The organism is Streptomyces scopuliridis, from assembly GCF_042790125.1.
Lineage (GTDB): Bacteria > Actinomycetota > Actinomycetes > Streptomycetales > Streptomycetaceae > Streptomyces > Streptomyces scopuliridis_A.
This window is the reverse complement of sequence record NZ_JBHTZS010000007.1, coordinates 259014-280026: the sequence shown is the minus strand read 5'-3', so window position 1 is coordinate 280026 and position 21013 is coordinate 259014. Positions and strand designations below refer to the sequence as shown.

Annotated in this window: 20 protein-coding genes; 11 read left to right on the top strand and 9 right to left on the bottom strand. The window is 71.8% G+C overall.

The features are described from left to right. The first annotated feature begins 109 nt into the window (after positions 1-109). From ACFRKB_RS14235 to ACFRKB_RS14225, 3 genes are all read left to right on the top strand, one after another. Positions 110-1456: an ABC transporter ATP-binding protein gene (locus ACFRKB_RS14235; protein WP_383105969.1), complete on the top strand. Its 1347-nt coding sequence runs from the start codon at positions 110-112 to the stop codon at positions 1454-1456. Positions 1457-1623: 167 nt separating this feature from the next. After that, positions 1624-3036 carry an aldehyde dehydrogenase family protein gene (locus ACFRKB_RS14230; protein WP_383105967.1) on the top strand — a complete coding sequence of 471 codons (1413 nt, stop codon included), beginning with the start codon at positions 1624-1626 and terminating at the stop codon, positions 3034-3036. Between the two features lie 18 nt (positions 3037-3054). Continuing rightward, positions 3055-4143 (top strand): zinc-binding dehydrogenase, encoded by a 1089-nt coding sequence (locus ACFRKB_RS14225; RefSeq protein ID WP_383105965.1) that lies wholly within the window; start codon positions 3055-3057, stop codon positions 4141-4143. Positions 4144-4152: 9 nt separating this feature from the next. On the opposite strand, the gene ACFRKB_RS14220 is transcribed toward ACFRKB_RS14225, so the two are convergent. Further along, complete coding sequence (locus ACFRKB_RS14220) at positions 4153-5082, bottom strand: alpha/beta fold hydrolase (protein ID WP_383105964.1); 930 nt, start codon at positions 5080-5082, stop codon at positions 4153-4155. A 143-nt stretch (positions 5083-5225) separates the two neighbouring features. On the opposite strand from ACFRKB_RS14220, the gene ACFRKB_RS14215 reads away from it, so the two are divergent. Next, the gene (locus ACFRKB_RS14215; RefSeq protein WP_383106048.1) at positions 5226-5849 is read left to right on the top strand and encodes a TetR/AcrR family transcriptional regulator; all 624 of its coding nucleotides are present in this window, start codon (positions 5226-5228) and stop codon (positions 5847-5849) included. Positions 5850-5868: 19 nt separating this feature from the next. On the opposite strand, the gene ACFRKB_RS14210 is transcribed toward ACFRKB_RS14215, so the two are convergent. Next, on the bottom strand, positions 5869-6846 hold the full coding sequence (locus ACFRKB_RS14210) for an NAD(P)-dependent alcohol dehydrogenase (RefSeq protein ID WP_383105962.1): 978 nt from the start codon (positions 6844-6846) through the stop codon (positions 5869-5871). 106 nt (positions 6847-6952) lie between these two features. On the opposite strand from ACFRKB_RS14210, the gene ACFRKB_RS14205 reads away from it, so the two are divergent. After that, positions 6953-7630 (top strand): TetR/AcrR family transcriptional regulator, encoded by a 678-nt coding sequence (locus ACFRKB_RS14205; protein WP_383105961.1) that lies wholly within the window; start codon positions 6953-6955, stop codon positions 7628-7630. A gap of 41 nt (positions 7631-7671) precedes the next feature. Here the strand turns inward: ACFRKB_RS14205 and ACFRKB_RS14200 are convergent, their stop codons facing one another. The 3 genes from ACFRKB_RS14200 to ACFRKB_RS14190 are packed head-to-tail and all read right to left on the bottom strand — an operon-like array spanning position 7672 to position 10192. Then, entirely contained in the window at positions 7672-8649 is a 978-nt protein-coding gene (locus ACFRKB_RS14200) for a DMT family transporter (protein ID WP_383105960.1), read from the bottom strand. Positions 8650-8681: 32 nt separating this feature from the next. Continuing rightward, positions 8682-9434, bottom strand: a complete 753-nt coding sequence (locus ACFRKB_RS14195; RefSeq protein WP_383105959.1) for an ArsR/SmtB family transcription factor — start codon at positions 9432-9434, stop codon at positions 8682-8684. Positions 9435-9448: 14 nt separating this feature from the next. Next, complete coding sequence (locus ACFRKB_RS14190) at positions 9449-10192, bottom strand: TetR/AcrR family transcriptional regulator (protein WP_383105957.1); 744 nt, start codon at positions 10190-10192, stop codon at positions 9449-9451. 114 nt (positions 10193-10306) lie between these two features. Between ACFRKB_RS14190 and ACFRKB_RS14185 the strand changes: the two genes are divergently transcribed. Next, complete coding sequence (locus tag ACFRKB_RS14185) at positions 10307-10594, top strand: YiaA/YiaB family inner membrane protein (protein WP_365975289.1); 288 nt, start codon at positions 10307-10309, stop codon at positions 10592-10594. 115 nt (positions 10595-10709) lie between these two features. Continuing rightward, the gene (locus ACFRKB_RS14180) at positions 10710-11351 is read left to right on the top strand and encodes a TetR/AcrR family transcriptional regulator (RefSeq protein ID WP_383105956.1); all 642 of its coding nucleotides are present in this window, start codon (positions 10710-10712) and stop codon (positions 11349-11351) included. On the opposite strand, the gene ACFRKB_RS14175 is transcribed toward ACFRKB_RS14180, so the two are convergent. Further along, entirely contained in the window at positions 11342-11803 is a 462-nt protein-coding gene (locus ACFRKB_RS14175; RefSeq protein WP_383105955.1) for a MaoC family dehydratase, read from the bottom strand. The two genes, ACFRKB_RS14180 and ACFRKB_RS14175, sit on opposite strands and share 10 nt — an antisense overlap. 159 nt (positions 11804-11962) lie before the next feature. Between ACFRKB_RS14175 and soxR the strand changes: the two genes are divergently transcribed. After that, complete coding sequence (gene soxR, locus ACFRKB_RS14170) at positions 11963-12445, top strand: redox-sensitive transcriptional activator SoxR (protein ID WP_383105953.1); 483 nt, start codon at positions 11963-11965, stop codon at positions 12443-12445. A gap of 88 nt (positions 12446-12533) precedes the next feature. On the opposite strand, the gene ACFRKB_RS14165 is transcribed toward soxR, so the two are convergent. After that, positions 12534-13145, bottom strand: coding sequence for a hypothetical protein (locus ACFRKB_RS14165; RefSeq protein ID WP_383105952.1), 612 nt, complete (start codon positions 13143-13145; stop codon positions 12534-12536). Positions 13146-13386: 241 nt separating this feature from the next. On the opposite strand from ACFRKB_RS14165, the gene ACFRKB_RS14160 reads away from it, so the two are divergent. Next, on the top strand, positions 13387-16233 hold the full coding sequence (locus ACFRKB_RS14160) for a penicillin acylase family protein (RefSeq protein WP_383105951.1): 2847 nt from the start codon (positions 13387-13389) through the stop codon (positions 16231-16233). A 79-nt stretch (positions 16234-16312) separates the two neighbouring features. Here the strand turns inward: ACFRKB_RS14160 and ACFRKB_RS14155 are convergent, their stop codons facing one another. Then, positions 16313-17632 (bottom strand): MFS transporter, encoded by a 1320-nt coding sequence (locus tag ACFRKB_RS14155; RefSeq protein WP_383106047.1) that lies wholly within the window; start codon positions 17630-17632, stop codon positions 16313-16315. A gap of 119 nt (positions 17633-17751) precedes the next feature. Further along, positions 17752-19053 carry an exo-beta-N-acetylmuramidase NamZ family protein gene (locus ACFRKB_RS14150; protein ID WP_383105949.1) on the bottom strand — a complete coding sequence of 434 codons (1302 nt, stop codon included), beginning with the start codon at positions 19051-19053 and terminating at the stop codon, positions 17752-17754. Between the two features lie 244 nt (positions 19054-19297). On the opposite strand from ACFRKB_RS14150, the gene ACFRKB_RS14145 reads away from it, so the two are divergent. Continuing rightward, the gene (locus ACFRKB_RS14145; RefSeq protein WP_383105948.1) at positions 19298-20083 is read left to right on the top strand and encodes an SDR family oxidoreductase; all 786 of its coding nucleotides are present in this window, start codon (positions 19298-19300) and stop codon (positions 20081-20083) included. Between the two features lie 191 nt (positions 20084-20274). Then, positions 20275-20868: a TetR/AcrR family transcriptional regulator gene (locus tag ACFRKB_RS14140; RefSeq protein WP_383105947.1), complete on the top strand. Its 594-nt coding sequence runs from the start codon at positions 20275-20277 to the stop codon at positions 20866-20868. Positions 20869-21013 lie beyond the last annotated feature (145 nt).

Sequence of the window (21013 nt, the reverse complement as noted above, 5' to 3'; positions counted from 1 at the left end):
CCCGCAAGGTCCCCCAACCTTCGCGCGAGTCATTCCCTGACAGCGCGTAGTCGGCTAACTTCAGGCGTCCCACCCGCTCCACCCATCTCCTTCCCGGGCGGAACCATTCATGACTCGCGCCATCTCTCTGCACAGCGTCAGCAAGGTGTACGGACGCTCCACACGCGCCGTCGACAACTTCTCGATCGACATCACCCCGGGCGAGTTCGTGGTGCTCCTCGGCCCCTCGGGGTGCGGTAAATCGACCGTGCTGCGGATGATCGCCGGGCTGGAGCACATCACCGACGGCGAACTGCTCCTGGACGGCGAGCTCTCCAACGACGCCCCGCCGCGCGAACGCGACATGGCGATGGTGTTCCAGAACTTCGCGCTCTACCCGAACATGACCAACCGCGACAACATCGGCTTTCCCCTCATGCTGGAGAATCCGCGCGAGGACCGCACCCAACGGGTCGACGCCACCGCCCGGATGCTCGGCATCGAGAGCGTGCTCGACCGCTATCCGAGCCAGCTCTCCGGCGGCGAACGCCAGCGGGTCGCGATGGGCCGGGCCATCTCCCGGCGGCCCTCCACCTTCCTGATGGACGAGCCGCTCTCCAACCTCGACGCGAAGCTGCGCAGCCATCTGCGCGCCGAGATAGCCCAGCTCACCACCGAACTGGGCGTCACCACCGTCTATGTGACGCACGATCAGGCCGAGGCGATGTCGCTCGGCGACCGGGTCGCGGTGATGCGCGGCGGAGTGCTCCAGCAGGTGAGCGCGCCGCGCGAGGTGTACGCGCTGCCGGAGAACGTGTTCGTGGCCGCGTTCATCGGCACCCCCCGGATCAATCTGCTCCAGGCCGTGGTGTTCGCGCCGCTGGACGGACGGATGTCCATCGACCTCGGCAGGCAGCGCCTTCCGCTGCCCGAACCCCTCAGCTCCGACCACCAGTTGCTCCGTATCCAGCAGGGCAGGCAGATCATCGTCGGGCTGCGCTCCGAGGCGGCCCGGATCGCCCCGCCGAGCCAGGCCCGCTCCGGCGAGGTGGCGCTGAGCGGCATCGTCGAGCACATGGAGTACCAGGGCCACGAGGCGCTGGTGCATCTCAACATCGGCTCCCGGCCCGCGGTGGTGGCCGACCTCGAATCCCCCCGGCCCAGGGTGCCCACGCGGCGGCGCGGCAGGAGCGGCCCCGGCATGCTGGAGCGGCTCAAGGAGCGCGCGATCGGCCGGGTCAGCGGACCGGTCGTGACGCTCGACGACCCGGAACCGCCGCGCCCGGCCACCTACAGCCCGGAGCGTCCCGCCATCTCGGCCAGCGATCTGGTCGTCCGTACCGGCCCCGACATGCGGCTGCGGACGGGCGCGCAGGTGCCGCTCCTCGTCGATCTCGCCCATCTCTATGTCTTCGACGACTACGGCCGGCGGATCTGCCCGGCGCCGAGGGACATGCCGGGACTGGTGGACATGTGACGCCCCCGCCACGCCTGCATTCGCCCACGCCCCCGTGCCCCCACGCCCCCGTGCCCCACCGGGAGCCCTGGTGTCCTGGTGCCCTGGCGCCGGAAAACTCGCACCGTTAGTTTGAGGGGTGAGGTCGGGCACCCCCGGCGCGAGGTCGGGCCCCGGAAGGAATGGCGATGAAGGCATACGACGGGATGTACATCGGCGGCGAGTGGCGGCCCGCGGCGGGGACGGACACGATCACCGTGGTGAACCCCGCCGACGAGCGGGTCATCGCGACCGTCCCGGCCGGTACGGCGGAGGATGTCGACGCCGCCGTACGCGCGGCACGTGCCGCGTTCCCCGGCTGGGCCGCCACCCCGCCCGCCGGGCGCGCGGCGTATCTCACCGCCCTGCGCGACGCCATGATGTCCCGTCGGGACGAGATCGCCGCGACCGTCACCGCCGAACTGGGCGCCCCCCTCGCACTGTCCGGGAAGGTGCACGCCGGGGCGCCGATCGCGGTCGCCGGTTCGTTCGCCGAACTGGCCGCCACGTACGCCTTCGAGGAGCGGATCGGCAACTCCACCGTGCTGCTGGAACCGGTGGGCGTCGTCGGCGCGATCACGCCGTGGAACTATCCGCTGCACCAGATCGTGGCCAAGGCCGGCCCGGCCCTGGCGGCGGGCTGCACGATCGTCGTCAAACCCGCCGAGGACACCCCGCTGACCGCACGGCTCTTCGCCGAGCTGGTCCATGAGGCCGGCCTGCCCGCCGGGGTGTTCAATCTGGTCACCGGCCTCGGACCGGTCGCGGGCCAGGCCCTCGCCGAGCACGAGGACGTCGATCTCGTCTCCTTCACCGGCTCCACCGAGGTCGGCCGGCAGATCGGCGCCACCGCCGGAGCCGCCGTCAAACGCGTCGCCCTCGAACTGGGCGGCAAATCCGCCAATGTGATCCTGCCGAGCGCCGATCTGGCCAGGGCCGTCCATGTCGGCGTCGCCAATGTCATGACCAACTCCGGCCAGACGTGCAGCGCCTGGACCCGGATGCTGGTCCACACCGACCAGTACGACGAGGCGGTGGAGCTGGCGAGGACCGCCGCCGCGAAGTACGTCCCGGGCGATCCGCTGGACAGCGCGAGCCGGCTCGGCCCGCTCGTCAGCGAGAAGCAGCGCGCGCGGGTGCGGGGCCATATCGAGCGGGGCATGGCGGAGGGCGCGAAGCTGGTCGCCGGCGGCCTCGACGCCCCGCACCCCACCGGCTACTACGTCGCGCCGACCGTCTTCACGGAGGTCACCCCCGGGATGACCATCGCCCAGGAGGAGATCTTCGGCCCCGTCCTCTCCCTCCTGCGGTACGAGGACGAGGAGGACGCCCTCCGGATCGCCAACGGCACGGTCTACGGCCTCGCGGGCGCCGTCTGGGCCGGCGAGGAGAGCGAGGCCGTCGCCTTCGCCCGCCGGATGGACACCGGACAGGTCGACATCAACGGAGGCCGCTTCAATCCGCTCGCGCCGTTCGGCGGCTACAAGCGCTCCGGGGTGGGCCGTGAACTCGGCGCGCACGGGCTCGCCGAGTACCTTCAGACCAAATCACTCCAGTTCTGAGCCGGGAGAAGAACGCTCGTGGTCCGCGCCGCCATCCTGTCCGCCGTCGGAGCCCCGCTGGAGATCGCGGGGATCGAGCTGCCCGAGCCCGGTCCCGGCCGCGTACGGGTCCGGCTCGCCGCCGCCGGTGTCTGTCACTCCGATCTGTCCCTGTCGAACGGCACGATGCGGATCCCGCTCCCCGCCGTCCTGGGCCACGAGGGCGCCGGTACGGTCGTCTCCGTCGGCGAGGGCGTCACGCATGTCGCGCCCGGCGACGGTGTCGTCCTCAACTGGGCCCCGTCCTGCGGGACCTGCCCGGCCTGTCTGATCGGTGAGGTCTGGCTCTGCGACAGCGCGCTCGCGGGCGCCACGGGCATCCACGCCCGTACCGCCGACGGCACGGAGCTCCACCCCGGCCTGAACGTCGGGGCGTTCGCCGAGGAGACCGTCGTCGCCGCCAACTGCGTCCTGCCGCTCCCGGCCGGGGTGCCGCTCACCGACGCCGCCCTCCTGGGGTGCGCCGTCCTCACCGGATACGGCGCGGTCCACCACGCGGCGCGCGTCCGCGAGGGCGAGTCCGTGGTGGTCTTCGGTGTCGGCGGGGTCGGGCTCGCCGTCCTCCAGTCCGCCCGGATCGCCGGTGCGGGCCCGGTCATCGCCGTCGATGTCTCCCCGGAGAAGGAGGCGCTGGCCCGCGCGGCCGGGGCCACCGCATACGTCGTCGCCTCCGACACCACCGCCAAGGACATCCGCCGGCTCACCGGCGGCCGGGGCGCCGATGTGGCCGTCGAGTGCGTCGGCCGCGCCACGACCATCCGTACGGCCTGGGACTCCACCCGGCGCGGTGGCCGTACGACGGTCGTCGGCATCGGCGGCAAGGACCAGCGGGTCACCTTCCACGCGCTGGAACTGTTCCACTGGGGCCGTACGCTCTCCGGCTGCGTCTACGGCAACAGCGACCCGGCGAAGGACCTGCCGGTGCTCGCGGAGCACATCCGCGCGGGCCGGTTCGACCTGAGCGCGCTGGTCACCGAACGGATCGCGCTGGACGGCATCCCGGCGGCGTTCGACACCATGCTCGCGGGCCGGGGAGGCCGGGCCCTGGTGGTCTTCCAGGACGCGTAGCCCGAGGCCCTACGGCTCTCGTCGGTCCACGGAGTCCAGGAAGCTCAGGATCCGGCTGCTGACCAGGTCCGCGTGGTCGATCTGCGGCCCGTGGCCGGTGTTGGCGATGATCTCGGCGCGGGCGCCCGGCACCAGACGGGGAACCCGCTCGCGCTGCCGCTCCGGGTGCACCAGCAGGCTCCGTTCGCCGAGAAGGAGGCAGAGCGGGGTGCGGATGGCGCGCAGTTCGTCCTCGGTCAGCGGGAGCGGGGCGGGCCGGCGGATCCGGTAGGCGCGGGCGCCGAGCATCACCATCGCGCGCAGCTCCGGCACGATGAGGACCGGCTGGTTCAGCAAGGCCGCCAGCCGCCGGCGTATCGCCGCCGGTGCGAAGGTCGCCAGCGCGCTGGCGAAGATCCAGCCGAAGAACCGGGCGCCCACCTTCTCCAGCCCGCCGGGGTCGAGCGGGGTGGCGGAGGCGAGCCTGCCGGGCGCGCGCAGGGCCTGGTTGAGGGTGAGCCAGCCGCCGTAGGAGGACCCGATGAGATGGACCCGGTCGAGGCCGAGACCGGCGAGCACCTCGTCCAGCCACTCGGCGGCCCGCTCGGGCTCGTGGATGGGTGCGCGCTGGACGCTGCGGCCCGGGTCGCCGGGGGTGTCGATCGCGTAGACCGGGCGCCGCGCGCTGAGGGCGGCGGTGTTCGGGTACCACATGGAGGAGTTGCTGCCCGCGCCGTGCACCAGCACCACCGGGGTGCGGGACGCGGCGGCGGGGTCCGTGGGGCCGTACCGGTAGACGTGCGTGGTCCCGGAACCGGTCTCCACGTCCACCTCCGTATGTGCGGCCGGGCCGAGGGCGTGGACCGCGTCGCAGGCGGCGAAGTACCGCTCGCGCAGGGCCTCGTTCACATAGCGGCCGACATCGGCCCGGTCGTGGTCGCGGGGTGTCGTCTTGGGCACGGCTGGCCACCTCCAGGAGGATCCCGTTTCGTGATACGAGCGTACCATGATGGTGGTACGGCGGTACCATGAAGCTCGCCCCGTACGGCCTGCCCGGCCCGTACGGGCGGACCGGGAAGAGCCGAGGGGCGGAGAAGCGGCCGATGCCGAAGCGCGTGGACCATGAGGAACGACGCACCGAGATCGCCGACGCGCTTGTCCGGGTGGCCGGGCGGCGCGGGCTGCACGGGGTGGGGATGCGCGACGTGGCCGCCGAGGCGGGAGTCTCCCTCCGGCTGGTGCAGTACTACTTCCAGACCAAGGAGAAGTTGCTGCTCCACGGGCTGGAGCGGCTGGCCGCAGGACTCGGCGCGCGGGTCACCGCCCGGCTGCGGGCCGCCGGGGACAGCCCGGGGCCGCGCGCGGTGATCGAGGCCCTGCTGATGGAGTCGCTGCCGACCGACGAGGAGAGCCGGACCTTCCATCTCGTCTACACCTCGTACGCCGTACTCGCGATGACGGACGACGCGCTCGCCGCCCAGCCCTTCATCGACAGCCCCAATGCCGCCGAGGACGCCGTGGCCGGACTGCTGGAGCAGGCGCGGGACGCCGGTCTCACCGCGCCCGGGGTGGACGTACGGACGGAGGCGATCAGCCTGCTCGCCATGTCGGCGGGGCTCGGCACCAGCGTCCTGGTCGGCCAGCGCGATCCCGAGTCCGCCGCCGCGGTCCTGCGCCACCACCTGGACCGGCTCTTCGCCGCGCCGGCCGGAACGGGCCACCCGTAGGCCCGTAGGGCGGCAGCTCTCAGCTCCCGGGGCGAGCGACCCTGACCACGTACTTTCCCCGCACACCGCCCGACTCCAGCGCCCGGTGCGCCGCCGCCGTCTCCTCCAGCGGGAAGACCGTGTCCACGGCCGGGCTCAGCATTCCCTCGACCACATGACGGGCGAGGCGGTCGAAATCCTTCCGCGTGGGGTTGCCGCTGAAGAAGCGCACCCGGCCACGGCCGTGGACCGTGCTGGCCGCGATGTAGCCGAGCGTCGCGGCGGCCCGTGCCGGGTCGAAGGCGAGGGTGACCATGCGCCCGCCGGGCGCCAGCAGACGCCGGAAATCCCGCAGGTCGCCCCCTGCGGTGTCCAGGACGACATCGAAGCGGCCCAGTGCCGCCGGGCGGACGCTCCGGTGGTCGACGGCCCGGTGAGCACCGAGATCGCGGACGAAGCCGAGATTGGCGGCGCGGGCGAGTGCCGTGACCTCGGCGCCGTACGCCCGCCCGAGCTGGACGCCGGCGCTGCCGGTGCCGCCCGACGCGCCCCGCACCAGCAGGCGCTCACCGGAACGCAGCCCGGCTTTCTCCCGCAGCGCGGTGATGACGGCGGTGGCCACCGGCAACGCGGCGGCGTCGACCAGGTCCAGCCCATCGGGCACCCGGCCGAGCCGTTTGGCGGGCACACTCACATACTCGGCGGCGCTGCCGAACCCGGCGGTCCGCCCCAGGACACCCCATACGCGGTCGCCGACCGCGAACTGTGTCGTACCGGCGCCCAGCGCGGCGACCTCGCCGGTGAGGTCCAACCCGATGCGCTGGGGGAACTTCCGGCCGGTCAGCAGAGCCATACGGCCGGCACGGGCCGCGAGTTCGGCGCCGTTGACGCTGAACGCGCCCACCCGCACCAGCACCTCACCGGGGGCCGGCTCGGGGCGTGGCACCCGGCCCACGTGGAGCACATCGGGGCCGCCGTAACGGTCGAAGAGCACTGCCTGCATCATGCGGTCGTCCATCGATCGTTTCCCACCTCTGTCACGGTGCCCGTACGGGAATCCGGGACCGACCGTAGGCTCTCAAGTGGATGGAACCGTCCACTTGGACCGGAAGCGAGAGACATCGATGGCGAAATCCTCTCGGATCACAGACCAGGGCGGGGTACGGGCCGACGCCCGGCGCAACCGTGAGCGCGTCCTCGCCGCCGCCCGTGCGGTCTTCGCCGAGCAAGGGATCGACGCACCGATGGCGACCGTCGCCCGCCGGGCCGGAGTCGGCGTAGCGACGCTCTACCGGCACTTCCCGACCCGGGACGCCCTGGTGCGGGGCGCGTTCACGCGGCAGATGGAGACCTGCGCCCAGGCACTCGACGACGCACTGGCCGCCCCCGACCCATGGCGGGGCTTTCAGCGGCTGATCGAAACAGTCTGCGAGCTCCAGCGCGCGGAGAAGGGGTTCCCGGCCGCGTTCGTCGCCGCCTTCCCCGACAGCCCGGTGGGACACGCGCGGTCCCGGGAGCGCGTCGAGCGGGACTTCTCGACCCTGGTACGCAGAGCCCAGGAAGCGGGCGCCCTGCGGGCCGATTTCCACCCTTCCGACCTCGTCGTGGCCCTGCTGGCGCACTGCGCTCTGATCAACGCCCTGCCGGACGACGGCGCGGCATCCCGTCGTCTGATGGCCTACTTGATCCAGTCGTTCCGTGCCGACAGGGCCAACGCCCCGCTGCCCCGGCCGTCTTCGCTGTCACCGCGCGACCTCCCGATCACGGCCGGCAACCCGAAAGGGCACCGGAATCCGCCGTGAGTTCCGGCGTGGTCGCTCACTCGAACCGCGGCCACGGGCACTCAGTCGACCCGGGCCGCCCCGTCCGTCGCCGTGCTGTCCCCGCCGGCCGCGGGGCCGTCGTGCCGGGCGACCACCGCGCCACGGCGCGGACGCGAGCGCGACACCGCCACCCCCGCCAGGCACAGCGCGCCGCCCGCCAGCGTGAACAGCCCCGGGATCTCGTCCAGGAACAGCCAGGACATCAGGACGACCAGCGCCGGGACCGCGTATGTCGTCGCGCCCATCCGGCCCGCCGTCGTACGGGCCAGCGCGTAGGCCCAGGTCGTGAACGCCAGCGCGGTCGGGAACACCCCCAGATAGACCATGTTGAGCGTGGCCGGCAGCGGGGCGCTCGCGGCCTCGTGGAGCAACTGCCCCGCGAACGGCAGACAGGCGACCGCGCCGACCAGACAGCCGAAGGTGGTCACCTGGAGCGCGCTCGCCGTCGCCAGCGCGGGCTTCTGCGCCACCACGCCGCCCGCGTAGGCCACCGCCGCCAGCAGACACAGCAGCACCCCCAGCACCGAGGCATGACCCTCGCCGGACATCGAGAGCCCCACGGCCACCGCGCCCGCGAACGACACCGCCATGCCCGCCACCAGCCGGGGCGGCAGCGTCTCGCCCAGCAGCCGGGCGCCGAGCAGGGCGATGAGGATCGGGCCTATGTTCACGACCATCGCGGCCGTACCCGCGTCGACCTCCTGCTCGCCCCAGTTGAGCACCACCATATAGACGCCGAACCAGAGCAGACCCGACACCACGATCCCGGGCCAGGCGGCGCGCGGCGGGAGGCCCTCACGCCGTACGAGCCAGACCGCGCCGAGCACGAGCGCGCCCGCGAGCAGCCGGCCGAGGGCCAGCGCACCCGGCGAATAGGCCGCGCCGGCGCTGCGGATCGAGACGAAGGCCGAGGCCCAGAGCACGACCGTGACCCCCGCCGCGGCCACGGGCAGCCAGGTCGCGGGGGAGGGGCGGGCGGGGATCGTCGAGTGCGTCATACGGTGAAGGTACGCGGACAACGCTGCGGCTCTCACCGCAATATCGACGGCTCGATGCCCAGCCTCTCGTACAGCTCGCGCTCGCCGTCCTCGGTCACCTTCACCGCGCGCTCGGAGCCGATCCGTACGCACCATCCGGCGTCCAGCGCGTGCCGGCACAGCGCCGCGCCCGCCGCCCCGGCCAGATGCGGCTTGCGCTCGGTCCAGTCGAGACACGACCGTACGAGCGGCCGGCGGCCGGTGCGCTCCAGCGCGATGCCCTGCTCGCCGAACCACGCCACGCCCCGGTCGGTGAGGGCGAAGCCGGTGTCCTGGCGGAGCAGTCCGCGTACGGTCAGCGCGTCCGTGATCGCCAGTCCGAGGCGCCCGGCGAGATGGTCGTAGCAGGTGCGCCCCCGTGCCATGGCGCTGTTCGCCCCGGCCGCGCGCAGCGTGCGGGGCGGCTCCTGCGGGGGCGTGGTGTGCGCGGCCAGATCCTCCACCAGATGGGCGGCCCGGGGGTCGGCGAACCGCACATAGCGGTGCCGCCCCTGCCGCTTCTCCGCGAGCAGTCCGCCCGCGATCAGCTTTCCCAGATGCTCGCTGGCGGTCGACGGAGCGACGCCGGCGTACCGTGCCAGCTCGCCCGCCGTCCATGCCCGGCCGTCCAGCAGGGCGAGACAGAAGACGGCGCGGGTGTCGTCGGCGAGCAGCGACGCCAGGGCGGCGAGCCGCGGGCCGGACCGCCCGGACCGCCCGGACCGGGCGGGGTATCCGGAGTGGCTCTGGTGCTCGGTGCGTGCCATGGGTCCAGGATGCGTCAGGGACGCTTCGGCGCGGGCCGAAGCGTGGTGCCGGCGGGAGGGGAAGCCGGCGCCGGAGCCGAAGCCGGTGCCGACGCCGGTGCGGACGCCGGGTCGTACGCCGACGCGGACCGCTCGTACTGGAGCGCGAGACCGTCGAGCAGCGCCCGCAGCCCGGTCTCGAAGGCGCCCTCGTCCACCCGCTGCTGCCGTTCGGCCAGCAGATGGGCCTGGCCGAGGTGCGGATAGTCGGCCGGGTCGTACGCCGTCGCGTCGTCGACGAAACCGCGCGCGAACGAGCCGAGCGCCGAGCCGGTGATGAAGTACCGCATCAGCGCGCCGATATGGGTGGCCTGCGCGGGCGGCCAGCCGGCCCGGACCATCGCGCCGAAGACGGCGTCGGCGACCCGTAGCCCGGCGGGCCGGCGGCCGGGACCGACGGCGAGGACCGGGACGAGACGCGGGTGGTCGGCGAGGGCCGCGCGGTAGGAGACGGCCCAGTCGTACAGCGCGGTACGCCAGTCCCGTCCGTCGCCCTCCTCGAACATCGACAGATCGACCCGCGCGCTGACCGCGTCGGCGACCGCTTCGAGGATCTCGTCCTTGGTGCGGAAGTGGTTGTAGAGGGAGGGCCCGCTCACCCCCAGCTCGGCGGCGAGCCGGCGGGTCGAGACCGCCGCGAGGCCCTCGGCGTCCACGAGCGCGCCCGCCGTCTCGATGATGCGTTCCCGGCTGAGCAGGGGCTTGCGCGGTCTGGCCATGGCGGACATCGTAGGGCCCGCGGAGAACTGATCACCGCCGTGCGCACGCCAGGTGAGTACCGGCTGAGTACCGGTACGGATGTGGTGCCCGCCACGGCCCCCGATGCTGAGGGCATGACGGAGACTCCCCTCAAGCAGCAGAACACCGCGGCCTTCTACGGTCAGGCCGTCCTCTCCTTCGGCCTCGCGCTGGCGGCCGTGACCGTCGGCATCATCAAGCTCGAAGCCAGCGCGTGGGTGCGCGGCTTTCTCGGTATCGCCGTCCTGTACCTGACGACCTCGGCGTTCACGCTGGCCAAGGTGGTCAGGGACCGGCAGGAGGCCGGCCAGCTCGTCAGCCGGGTCGACCAGGCCAGACTGGAGAAGATCCTCGCCGACCACGACCCCTTCCAGAAGCTCTGAGCAGCCGAAGTCCCCGGTGGCTCTAAGCGCTTGCTCACCCTCGGGGTATGGTGTTCGTCCCGCCCAGTGGGCCGGGCGGGCCGGGTGAGCCGGACGGAACGGGACGAGGTGAGCGATGCGCGCGGTGGAGCGGACAGCGGACGGCGAGAACGCGCCGTGGGGTGAGGTCACCCCGGAAGCGGCCAGAAAACTGCTGGTCGCCGCGGTCGAGGCGTTCGCCGAGCGTGGGTACCACGCCACCACCACCCGCGATATCGCCGGACGCGCCGGGATGAGTCCGGCGGCGCTCTACATCCACTACAAGACCAAGGAAGAGCTGCTCCACCGGATCAGCCGGATCGGCCACGACAAGGCCCTGGCGCTGCTGACGGCCGCGGCCGACGGCGAGGGCACGGCGGCGCAGCGGCTCGCCGAGGCCGTCCGCTCCTTCGTACGCTGGCACGCCGAGGGGCACACCACGGCGCGGGTCGTGCAGTACGAGCTGGACGCGCTCGGCCCCGAACACCGCGCGGAGATCGTGGAACTGCGGCGGCGCAGTACGGCGACGGTGCGGCGCATCCTGGTCGACGGCGTACGGGACGGGGAGTTCGACGTTCCCGATGTGCCGGGCACGACGCTCGCGGTGCTGTCGCTCTGTATCGATGTGGCGCGCTGGTTCAACGCGGCGGGGGCCCGGACCCCCGACGAGGTCGGCGCGCTCTACGCCGACCTCGTCCTGCGCATGGTCGCCGTACGGAAGCAGCTCCCTCAGAAGTAGAACCGGGACACCGACTCCGCCACACAGGCCGGCTTCTCGCCGCCCTCGCGCTCGACCGTGACGAGCGTGGTGATCTGCACTCCGCCGCCCGCCTCCGTGACATCCGTCAGGACCGCCGACGCGCGCAGTCGCGAGCCGACCGGCACGGGCGAGGGGAAACGCACCTTGTTGGTCCCGTAGTTGATGCCCATCTTCACGTTCTCGACCAGCAGGATCTGCGGTACGAACGCGGGCAGCAGCGACAGCGTCAGATAGCCGTGCGCGATCGTCGTACCGAACGGCCCCGCCGCGGCCCGCTCCGGGTCCACATGGATCCACTGGTGATCACCGGTGGCCTCGGCGAAGAGGTCGATCCGCTTCTGGTCGATCTCCAGCCACTCGCTGTGCCCCAACTGCTCACCGACCCCGGCGCGCAGTTCCTCGGCGGAGGTGAAGATCCTCGGCTCGGCCATGTCCCTGTTCCCTGCCTCTCCAGCCCATGAATCCGTCAAGCGCTTCTGTCCAAGCGCTTGCTCAGCATGTTGGGCGGGCGCACTCCTGTCAACGCGGACAGAGGCGTCACGAGTCGTCACCCGGGGCGGACACCGGGCGCCGCGCATAGGGTGGGCGGGGTGCCACAGATTCCCGAGAAGATCCATGAGCTGACCGTCGGCCAGTTGTCGGCGCGCAGCGGCGCCGCCGTGTCCGCCCTGCACTTCTACGAGTCCAAGGGGCTCATCAGCAGCCGCAGGACCAGCGGCAACCAACGCCGCTACGGGCGCGACGCACTGCGCCGCGTGGCCTTCGTCCGCGCAGCCCAGCGCGTGGGCATCCCGCTCGCGACGATCAGGGACGCCCTGGCCGAACTCCCCGAGGAGCGCACCCCCAACCGGGACGACTGGGCCCGGCTCTCGGCGGCATGGCGTGCGGAGCTGGACGAGCGGATCAAGCAACTCGGCCGGCTCCGCGACCACTTGACCGACTGCATCGGCTGCGGCTGTCTGTCCCTGGAAACCTGTGTGCTGTCCAATCCCGACGACATCTTCGGCGAGCGCATGACGGGCTCGCGCCTGCTCCCGGAGCGCCGGGCTCCGAAGAAGCCCGAGTGTTCCTGACGCCGGCGCATGACACCGGCGCACCGTCGTGTACGTCACCGATACCGCGGGGGCGCGCCGTCTCCGGTGTCCGCCCCCGCAGGCCCCGTCAGGCCACCGACGCCAGATCCTTGAACCGCACCCGCTTCGCCCGTACCAGTGCCTCGGAGGTGAGGACGGGCAGCGGTACGACGATGCCGCAGCCCATGCAGACCGGTCCCGACCAGGGTTCCCCCGCCAGGTCGGAACGCCAGACGATGTCATGGTCCGCGCAGACCGGGCAGCCGGCCCCCGGGCCCCTCTCCAGTCCGGAGATCAGCCGGCGCAGCACCTCGGCCAGTGACTCGGACGGATGCACGGCCGGGTCGTCGCACCGGGCGACGCCGTTACCGCCCCAGGTCCGCCGGTGCCAGTCGTCGAAGCTCTTGGGGCGCCGCAGCCCGTCGTGCTTCTCGCGCCTGCGCCGTTCCGCGAACTCCCTCTCGTACGTGAGCCATACGGCCCGCGCCTCTTCCAACTCGTCCAGTGCGGCCATCAGCCGCACCGGATCGGGCGCCCTGTCCTCGGGCTCGATACTGTGCCTCGCGCACAGATGATCCCAGGTCGCCCGGTGCCCATAAGGGGCAAACCGCTCCAAGCACTTGCGCAGTGAGTACCGTCGCAAGGCCAGATCGCATCGCGGGTCGCGCACCTGTCTCGCGAGACTCCGGAATCCGGCCATCGCATGCCACCTCCGTCGCTTCATCGGCGTTGAGGAATGGACGTACGCCTGCCCCATTCGGCTCCATCAAAAAACAGATGGCATCCATGAACTCCGGCATTTCGGTCGTTATCGAGCTGAATTCGATACCGATTCACAGGAACTGGCGTGTGACGGTTCGGAAAAGGTGACTGATGTTCACCTTGCTGAGCGGTCATACCGTCGGTAACCTCCGGCGCACCGGCCTCCCCGAGGAGCACCCATGCGACGACGCACCGGAAGACTCACCAGCGCCACCGCCGCCGCGGTGTTCGCGCTGGGCGCGGCTCTGCTGACCCCACTGCCACAGGCCGCCGCCGAACCCGCCAGGGCGCCCGCCCCCGCGGCGGACGCGCGCGGCGCGGCGGCCGACCCCGTCACCGACCACTGCCAGGGCCAGTGCGCGGATATCCTGCCGCCCGGCCAGAACGGCAACGCCACCCTCGCCGACATCCTCGGCAACCGCCTGTTCGGCACCTTCCCCGCCCATGCCTCCGACCAGCTGAGCAAGTACGACGCGCTGGTGGCCGGTCATGGCGGACTCACCGACGCGAAGCTCTCCGACTTCTTCAACGACGCCTCCTTCGGAGTCCCCGCGGACCAGGTCGAATCCGTCACCTCCCCGCGCGACGACGTCACGATCACCCGTGACAAGAAGACCGGCGTCCCGCACATCAAGGGCACCACCCGCTACGGCACCGAGTTCGGCGCCGGCTACGCGGCGGCGCAGGACCGGCTCTGGATGATGGACCTCTTCCGCCATATCGGGCGCGGTGAGCTGACCTCCTTCGCGGGCGGCGCCCTCGCCAACCAGGGCCTTGAGCAGCAGTTCTGGCCCTCGGCCCCGTACACGGAAGCGGAGTACGAGGCCCAGATCGAGCGGATCAGGACCACCGGCGGCGAGCGGGGCGAGCTGGCCATGGCCGACGCGCAGGCGTATGTCGACGGCATCAACGCCTACCGCCAGAAGTCCAAGGACGGCCGCTACTTCCCCGGCGAGTACGTACTCACCGGCAAGATCGACTCGATCACCAACGTCGGTGAGATCCAGCCCTTCAAGCTCACCGACCTGATCTCCATAGCGTCCGTCGTCGGCGGCCAGTTCGGCGGCGGAGGCGGCGGCGAGGTACAGGCGGCGCTCTCGCTGCTCGCCGCCCAGCAGAAGTACGGCGTCGTCAAGGGCACCGAGGTCTGGGAGTCGTTCCGCCAGCGCGACGACCCCGAGGCCGTGCTCACCGTCCACGACGGCACCCGTTTCCCGTACGCGCGCAAGCCCGCCCAGCCGCGCGGCACCGCCCTGCCCGACGCCGGCTCGGTCCAGGCCGAACAGCTCGTGTACGACAGGACCGGCTCGGCCGTTACGAACGCCAAGGCCCCGGTCACCGCCCCGGAGAAACTCAAGCCGCTCCAGGGCCTCTTCGACGACGGTGTCGTCCCGCCCGGCTCGCTCTCCGCCAAGCGCGGGATGTCCAACGCGCTGCTCGTCTCGGGACAGCACACCGCGAGCGGCAACCCCGTGGCCGTCTTCGGCCCGCAGACCGGCTACTTCGCACCCCAGCTCATGATGCTCCAGGAACTCCAGGGCCCCGGCATCAGCGCCCGCGGCGTCGCCTTCGCCGGAGTCGGCATGTACGTCCAGATGGGCCGTGGCCAGGACTACGCCTGGAGCGCCACCTCGGCGGGCCAGGACATCACCGACACCTACGCCATCGAGCTGTGCGAACCGAACGGCTCGCCCGCCACCAAGGCGTCCACGCACTACCTCTACCGCTCCGTCTGCACCCCGATGGAGAAGATGGAGCGCAGCAACTCCTGGAAGCCGACCGTCGCCGACTCCACCGCGGCCGGCTCCTACCGGCTCCAGGTCTGGCGTACCAAGTACGGCATGGTCACCCACCGCGCGACCATCGGCGGCAAGCCCGTCGCCTACACCTCGCTGCGGAGCACCTACCGGCACGAAGCCGACTCGATCATCGGCTTCCAGATGCTCAACGACCCCGCGTACACCAAGGACGCCGCCTCCTTCCAGCAGGCCGCGCACCGCATCGGCTACGCCTTCAACTGGTTCTACGCGGACTCGCGCACGGCCGCCTTCTTCAACAGCGGCTCGAACCCGGTGCGGGCGGCGGGCGTCGATCCGGCGCTGCCCGTCAAGGCCGAGCAGGCGTACGAGTGGCAGGACTTCGACCCGGTCGGCAACACCGCCGCGTACACGCCCTTCGCCCAGCATCCGCAGTCGGTCGGACAGGACTACTACATCTCCTGGAACAACCGGCAGGCGAAGGAGTACGACACGGCTGGCTTCGGCTTCGGCGCGGTGCACCGGGGCGATCTGCTGGACGGCCGCGTCAGGAAGCTGGTCGCGGACGGCGGTGTCACCCGCGCCTCCCTCACCCGGGCGATGGCCGAGGCGGCCGTGACCGATCTGCGCGGCGAGCAGGTGCTGCCCGAACTGCTGAAGGTGCTGCGCTCGGCGCCCGTCACCGATCCCCAGCTCTCCACCGCCGTACAGCAGTTGGAGTCGTGGCGTGCGGCGGGCTCCCCGCGCAAGGAGACGGCGAAGGGCTCGCACACGTACGGGAACGCCGACGCCGTACGGATCATGGACGCCTGGTGGCCGAAGCTGGTCGAGGCCGCGTTCAGGCCGGGGCTCGGCGACGGGCTCTACCAGGCGCTCACCGCCTCGCTCCCGACCGACGAGTCCCCGGCCTCCAGCCATGGCCCGACGGGCGCGCACAGCGGCTCCGCGTTCCAGTACGGCTGGTGGGGATATGTCGACAAGGATCTCCGCCAGGTCCTGGGCGATCCGGTCCAGGCCCCGACACCGGACACGTACTGCGGGGGCGGCTCCCTGAGCGCCTGCCGTGACGCGCTGCTCACCACCCTGAAGGCAGCGGCGGCGGCGCCCGCCAGTGCGGTCTATCCGGGCGACGACAGCTGCGCGGCCGGCGACCAGTGGTGCACGGACACGATCATCCACCGGGCGCTGGGCGGCATCAGCCATCCGAAGGTCAACTGGCAGAACAGGCCGACGTACCAGCAGGTGGTGGAGTTCCCGAGCCACCGGTAGCAGCCCGGTCCGGGTACGCGGACGCCGCGGCCGGCCCGGGTGGCAGCGCCACTCGTGGACCGGGCCGCGGCGTCCCGCGTCAGCCCAGTTCGCGGTCCCGTGTCTCCGGGAGCGCCCGCACGCACAGCAGGGAGACCAGGGCCATCCCGCCGACGTACCACCCCACCGACGCCGAGCCGAGGCCGGACTGGAGGCGCGGCACGACCAGGGGGGAGACCGCGCCGCCCAGGACGCCGCCCAGGTTGTACGCGAGCGACGCGCCCGAGTAGCGCACGCGCGCGGGGAACAGCTCCGGCAAGAAGGCGCCCATCGGACCGGACGTCACGCCCAGACAGAACAGCGCGCCGCCGAGGGCCAGCGCCATCAGCACCGGCCGCGCGGTGTCGAGCAGCGGGAACAGCAGCAGGCTCCAGACCGCGGCCAGTGCGCACCCCGACAGCACGAGCCTCCGCCGGCCGTCCCTGTCGGAGCGGGTGGCGGAGAACCAGATCCCGGCCGCGAGGAAGAGGCAGGCGACCAGGGACAGCGCCAGCATCGTATTGCGCGGCATGCCCAGGGTTGTCGTGGTGTACGACAGGCCATAGGTCATCGAGGTGTAGAAGAGCGCGTACACGACGGCCATCGCGCCCGCGCCGAGCAGCAGTTCACGCGTGTGACCCCGCAGGAGCTCGATCAGGGGCGCCCTGCTCGCGGCCCGTTCGGCCACGGACCGTGCGAAGACCGGCGTCTCGCTGAGCTTCAGCCGTACGACCAGCCCGACGGCCACCAGCAGGAAGGACAGCAGGAACGGGATACGCCAGCCCCAGCTCGCGAAGGCCGCCTCGTCGAGCGACGCGGACACCAGCCAGAAGACGCCGGTGGCGGCGGAGAAACCGACGGGCGGGCCGAGTTGGGGGAACGCGGCGTACAGCCCGCGCCGCCCGCGCGGTGCGTGCTCCACGGCCATGAGCACCGCGCCGCCCCACTCGCCGCCGATCCCGATGCCCTGGAGGAAACGGAGCATGACGAGCAGCACGGGTGCCCAACTGCCCAGGGTGGCATAGCCGGGCAGCAGCCCCACCAGCGCCGTGGACACACCCATCAGCAGCAGCGAGGTGACCAGAACGGTTTTGCGGCCGACGCGGTCACCGAAATGGCCGAAGACGATTGAGCCGATCGGGCGAGCCAGAAAGGCCACCGCGTATGTGGAGAAGGCCGCGAGCGTGGAGTTGAGGGGGGAGAGGTTCGGGAAGAAGACGTCGTCGAGGACCAGCGCCGTCGCCATGCCGTAGATGAAGAAGTCGTAGAGCTCGATGGTGTTGCCGATGAAGCTCGCCACGGCCACCCGGCGCGGACTCTCCCGGTGTTCCGGAGTGTCCGCGGCGGGCGCCGTGGGAGTGGGGGACAGAGTTTCGTCGATCACGACAGGCACTTTCACGGCCGGTGAACGACGTGGTCAACGGCGCGTGTTGGACACTCTCCGATATCGAGACGCTACCGACTGTTATCGGCCGTGTCGTCACCGGTAGAGCCGCGTCGTCACCGGTAGAGCAGATAGCCCCGCCGTACGGCACGGAAGGCGGCCAGTTCGCTCTGCCACGCGCCGGTCACCTCGTCGGTGTCCGCGCCCGCGTCGATCAGCGTTCGGACCCGCGCCGACCCGGTCAGCTTGTCGATCCACTGGTCGGAGCGCCAGGCGAACCCGCTCCACGACCGCTTCGCCGTCACCAGCAGCGCGATGCCGGTGCGCACCGGATCGAACGACTCCCGGTCGTGGACATGGAGTTGCACCCCGCCGATCGTCCTGCCCTGGAACTTGGAGAAGGTCGGTGCGAAGTACGCCTCACGGAAGCGCACCCCGGGCAGCTCCAGCGCGTTGGCCGCGGCGGCCCATTCGCGGCCGATCCCCTCCGCGCCCAGCAGTTCGAACGGCCGTGTCGTGCCCCGTCCCTCCGACAGATTCGTCCCCTCGAAGAGACAGGTCCCCGCGTACACCAACGCGGTCTCGGGGGTCGGCATGTTGGGGCTCGGCGGCACCCACGGCAGGCCCGTCGCGTCGAAGAAGTCGCCGCGCCGCCAGCCCGTCATCGTGACGACGTCCAGCTCCACCGGCTTCGAGGTGAGGAACTCGCCGTTGAACAGCCGCGCCAGCTCGGCGACGGTCATGCCGTGCGCCTGTGAGATCGGCTGACGCCCCACGAAGGTCGCGAACTCCCGGTGCAGGACCGGCCCGAGGGCCGCCCGTCCCGTCACCGGATTGGGCCGGTCGAGCACCACGAACCGCTTGCCCGCGAGCGCCGCCGCCTCCATGCAGTCGTACAGCGTCCAGATGTACGTGTAGAAGCGGGCGCCCGCGTCCTGGATGTCGAAGAGGACGGTGTCGACCCCGGAGGCGGTGAAGATGTCCGCGAGGGGCTGACCGCTCTTCAGATACGTGTCGTAGACGGGCAGTCCGGTGGCGGGGTCGTCATAGCGGCCCTCGGAGCCGCCGGCCTGCGCCGTACCGCGGAAGCCGTGCTCCGGGCCGAAGACGGCGACCAGCTTCACCCGCGCGTCGGCGTGCATGACATCCACGAGGTGGCGTACGTCGGAGGTGATCCCGGTGGGGTTGGTGACCACCCCGACCTTCTCTCCGGCGAGCGGCCGGTAGCCGTCGGCGGCGAGCCGGTCGAAGCCGGTGCGGACCCGGCCTCCGCCCCCGGAGTGCGCGGCCCCGGTCCCGCCTCCCGTGTGCGCGGCGGCCGAGGTGGCGGCCGTGGCGGGCGCACCCGCCGCGCCTACGGCCCCCACGGTGCCCATCGCGCCACCGGCGGCCAGCAATCCCCGTCTGGACAGGCCCATTCCGCTACCTCCGCGCACTCGGTCTTCTGTCATGGCCACGCACGCTAGCGCTCCACAGGGCCGCGCGGAACGATGCCGGCCGCACGGTGCGGCGCCGTCCGGCTCATCCTCTTCCCGGTTACATACCGACCGGTTAGTCTGCTGAGGTCGGCGAGGGCGCCGGTGAGACCGTCGGTGAGGTCGTGAGCAAGGTCGTCGGCGAGGTCGTCGGCGAGAAGCCGGAACGCCGGAAAGGCAGGTCCCGATGAGTTCGGTGCACGGTGCGGGGGTTGTGGTCACGGGAGCCGGCGGCGGCATCGGCGCCGCGCTGGCCCGCAGATTCGCCGCCGAAGGCGCCCGGGTGGTGGTCAACGACCTCGACGCGGAGAAGGCCAAGGCCGTCGCCGCGGAGACCGGCGGCGTCGCGGTCCCCGGCGACGCCTCCCTGATCGTGGACGACGCCCGCGAGGCGCTCGGCGGCAGCGTCGACATCTACTGCGCCAACGCCGGGCTCGGCTCGGCCGGTGACGCGCTCTCCGGCGAGGACGTCTGGTCGGCCGCCTGGGACGTCAACGTCATGGCGCACGTACGGGCCAGCAGGGCGCTGCTGCCGCACTGGCTGGAGCGCGGGAGCGGCAGGTTCGTCTCCACCGTCTCCGCCGCCGGACTGCTCACCATGATCGGCGCGGCTCCGTACAGCGTGACCAAGCACGGCGCGCTGGCCTACGCGGAATGGCTCTCGCTGACCTACCGTCACCGCGGGCTCAAGGTGCACGCCATCTGTCCGCAGGGCGTGCGTACGGACATGCTCGCCGCCACCGGCACCGCCGGGGAACTGGTGCTCACCCCCACCGCCATCGAGCCGCCCGCCGTGGCCGACGCGCTGTTCACCGCCATGGCGGAGGACCGCTTCCTCGTCCTGCCGCATCCCGAGGTGGCGGGCTTCTACCAGGCGCGCGCCGGCGACCCCGACCGCTGGCTCGCCACGATGAACCGCGTCCAGCAGAGGTGGGAGGCGGTCGGGGACGGCCAGGACGCGGGGAGGGAGTGACCGCGCGGGTCCGCGCGTACGCCGTACCCCGCGCCACCGCGGTCCTGCCCGAGCCGGGCGGGACGGCGGGTGGGAAGATCCTCGGGCGGGAACGGCGTTCCCTCTCGTGGGCGTCACCGTAGGCGTCACGGGCCGGGAGCGGCACGGGCGCGGCACGGGGACCGCATGGAGCGAAAGGCAGGTGGCGGCAGATGGCCAGAACGACGGACGGGGACGGTATCTCCGTTCCCCAGCGACTGCTGGCCGCCGCCACCCGGCTCTTCGCCGAGCGCGGCTACGACCGCACCTCGGTCCAGGAGATCGTCGAGGCGGCGGGTGTCACCAAGGGGGCGCTCTACCACTACTTCGGCTCCAAGGAGGACCTTCTCCAGGAGGTCTACTCCCGCGTCCTCCGCCTCCAGCAGGAACGTCTCGACGCCTACGCGGACGCGGACGAGCCGGTGGAACGGCGCCTGCGGGCCGCCGCCGCCGATGTGGTCGTGACGACGATCGACAACCTGGACGACGCCGCGATCTTCTTCCGTTCCATGCACCATCTGAGCCCGGAGAAGAACAAGCGGGTACGGGCGGAGCGCCGCCGCTACCACGAGCGGTTCCGCGCGCTGATCGAGGAGGGCCAGCGCGGCGGGGTCTTCTCCACCGCGACCCCCGCCGATCTGGTGGTGGACTACCACTTCGGCTCGGTCCACCATCTCTCGACCTGGTACCGCCCGGACGGCCCGCTCTCCCCGCGGCAGGTCGCGGACCATCTCGCGGATCTGCTGCTGCGCGCGCTGCGCCCGTAGGCGGCTCCGTAAGGCGGACCCCGCCTCCCCGCCGCCGTCCGCGCGCCCCAGGCACCGAACGCGGGTGCTTTCCCTACGTACTTGTACGCATTGCGGGTGCCGCACCCCCCTGGTCACCATGAGTGTCGTCGGGTCCACGGAACGT

Bases quoted from the DNA above. Each gene is read 5' to 3' on its own strand.
- ACFRKB_RS14235 (WP_383105969.1), top strand. From the start codon at position 110: ATGACTCGCGCCATCTCTCTGCACAGCGTCAGCAAGGTGTACGGACGC.
- ACFRKB_RS14230 (WP_383105967.1), top strand. From the start codon at position 1,624: ATGAAGGCATACGACGGGATGTACATCGGCGGCGAGTGGCGGCCCGCG.
- ACFRKB_RS14215 (WP_383106048.1), top strand. From the start codon at position 5,226: ATGCCGAAGCGCGTGGACCATGAGGAACGACGCACCGAGATCGCCGAC.
- ACFRKB_RS14210 (WP_383105962.1), bottom strand. From the start codon at position 6,846: ATGGACGACCGCATGATGCAGGCAGTGCTCTTCGACCGTTACGGCGGC.
- ACFRKB_RS14205 (WP_383105961.1), top strand. From the start codon at position 6,953: ATGGCGAAATCCTCTCGGATCACAGACCAGGGCGGGGTACGGGCCGAC.
- ACFRKB_RS14200 (WP_383105960.1), bottom strand. From the start codon at position 8,649: ATGACGCACTCGACGATCCCCGCCCGCCCCTCCCCCGCGACCTGGCTG.
- ACFRKB_RS14195 (WP_383105959.1), bottom strand. From the start codon at position 9,434: ATGGCACGCACCGAGCACCAGAGCCACTCCGGATACCCCGCCCGGTCC.
- ACFRKB_RS14190 (WP_383105957.1), bottom strand. From the start codon at position 10,192: ATGGCCAGACCGCGCAAGCCCCTGCTCAGCCGGGAACGCATCATCGAG.
- ACFRKB_RS14185 (WP_365975289.1), top strand. From the start codon at position 10,307: ATGACGGAGACTCCCCTCAAGCAGCAGAACACCGCGGCCTTCTACGGT.
- ACFRKB_RS14180 (WP_383105956.1), top strand. From the start codon at position 10,710: ATGCGCGCGGTGGAGCGGACAGCGGACGGCGAGAACGCGCCGTGGGGT.
- ACFRKB_RS14175 (WP_383105955.1), bottom strand. From the start codon at position 11,803: ATGGCCGAGCCGAGGATCTTCACCTCCGCCGAGGAACTGCGCGCCGGG.
- ACFRKB_RS14165 (WP_383105952.1), bottom strand. From the start codon at position 13,145: ATGGCCGGATTCCGGAGTCTCGCGAGACAGGTGCGCGACCCGCGATGC.
- ACFRKB_RS14160 (WP_383105951.1), top strand. From the start codon at position 13,387: ATGCGACGACGCACCGGAAGACTCACCAGCGCCACCGCCGCCGCGGTG.
- ACFRKB_RS14150 (WP_383105949.1), bottom strand. From the start codon at position 19,053: ATGGGCCTGTCCAGACGGGGATTGCTGGCCGCCGGTGGCGCGATGGGC.
- ACFRKB_RS14145 (WP_383105948.1), top strand. From the start codon at position 19,298: ATGAGTTCGGTGCACGGTGCGGGGGTTGTGGTCACGGGAGCCGGCGGC.
- ACFRKB_RS14140 (WP_383105947.1), top strand. From the start codon at position 20,275: ATGGCCAGAACGACGGACGGGGACGGTATCTCCGTTCCCCAGCGACTG.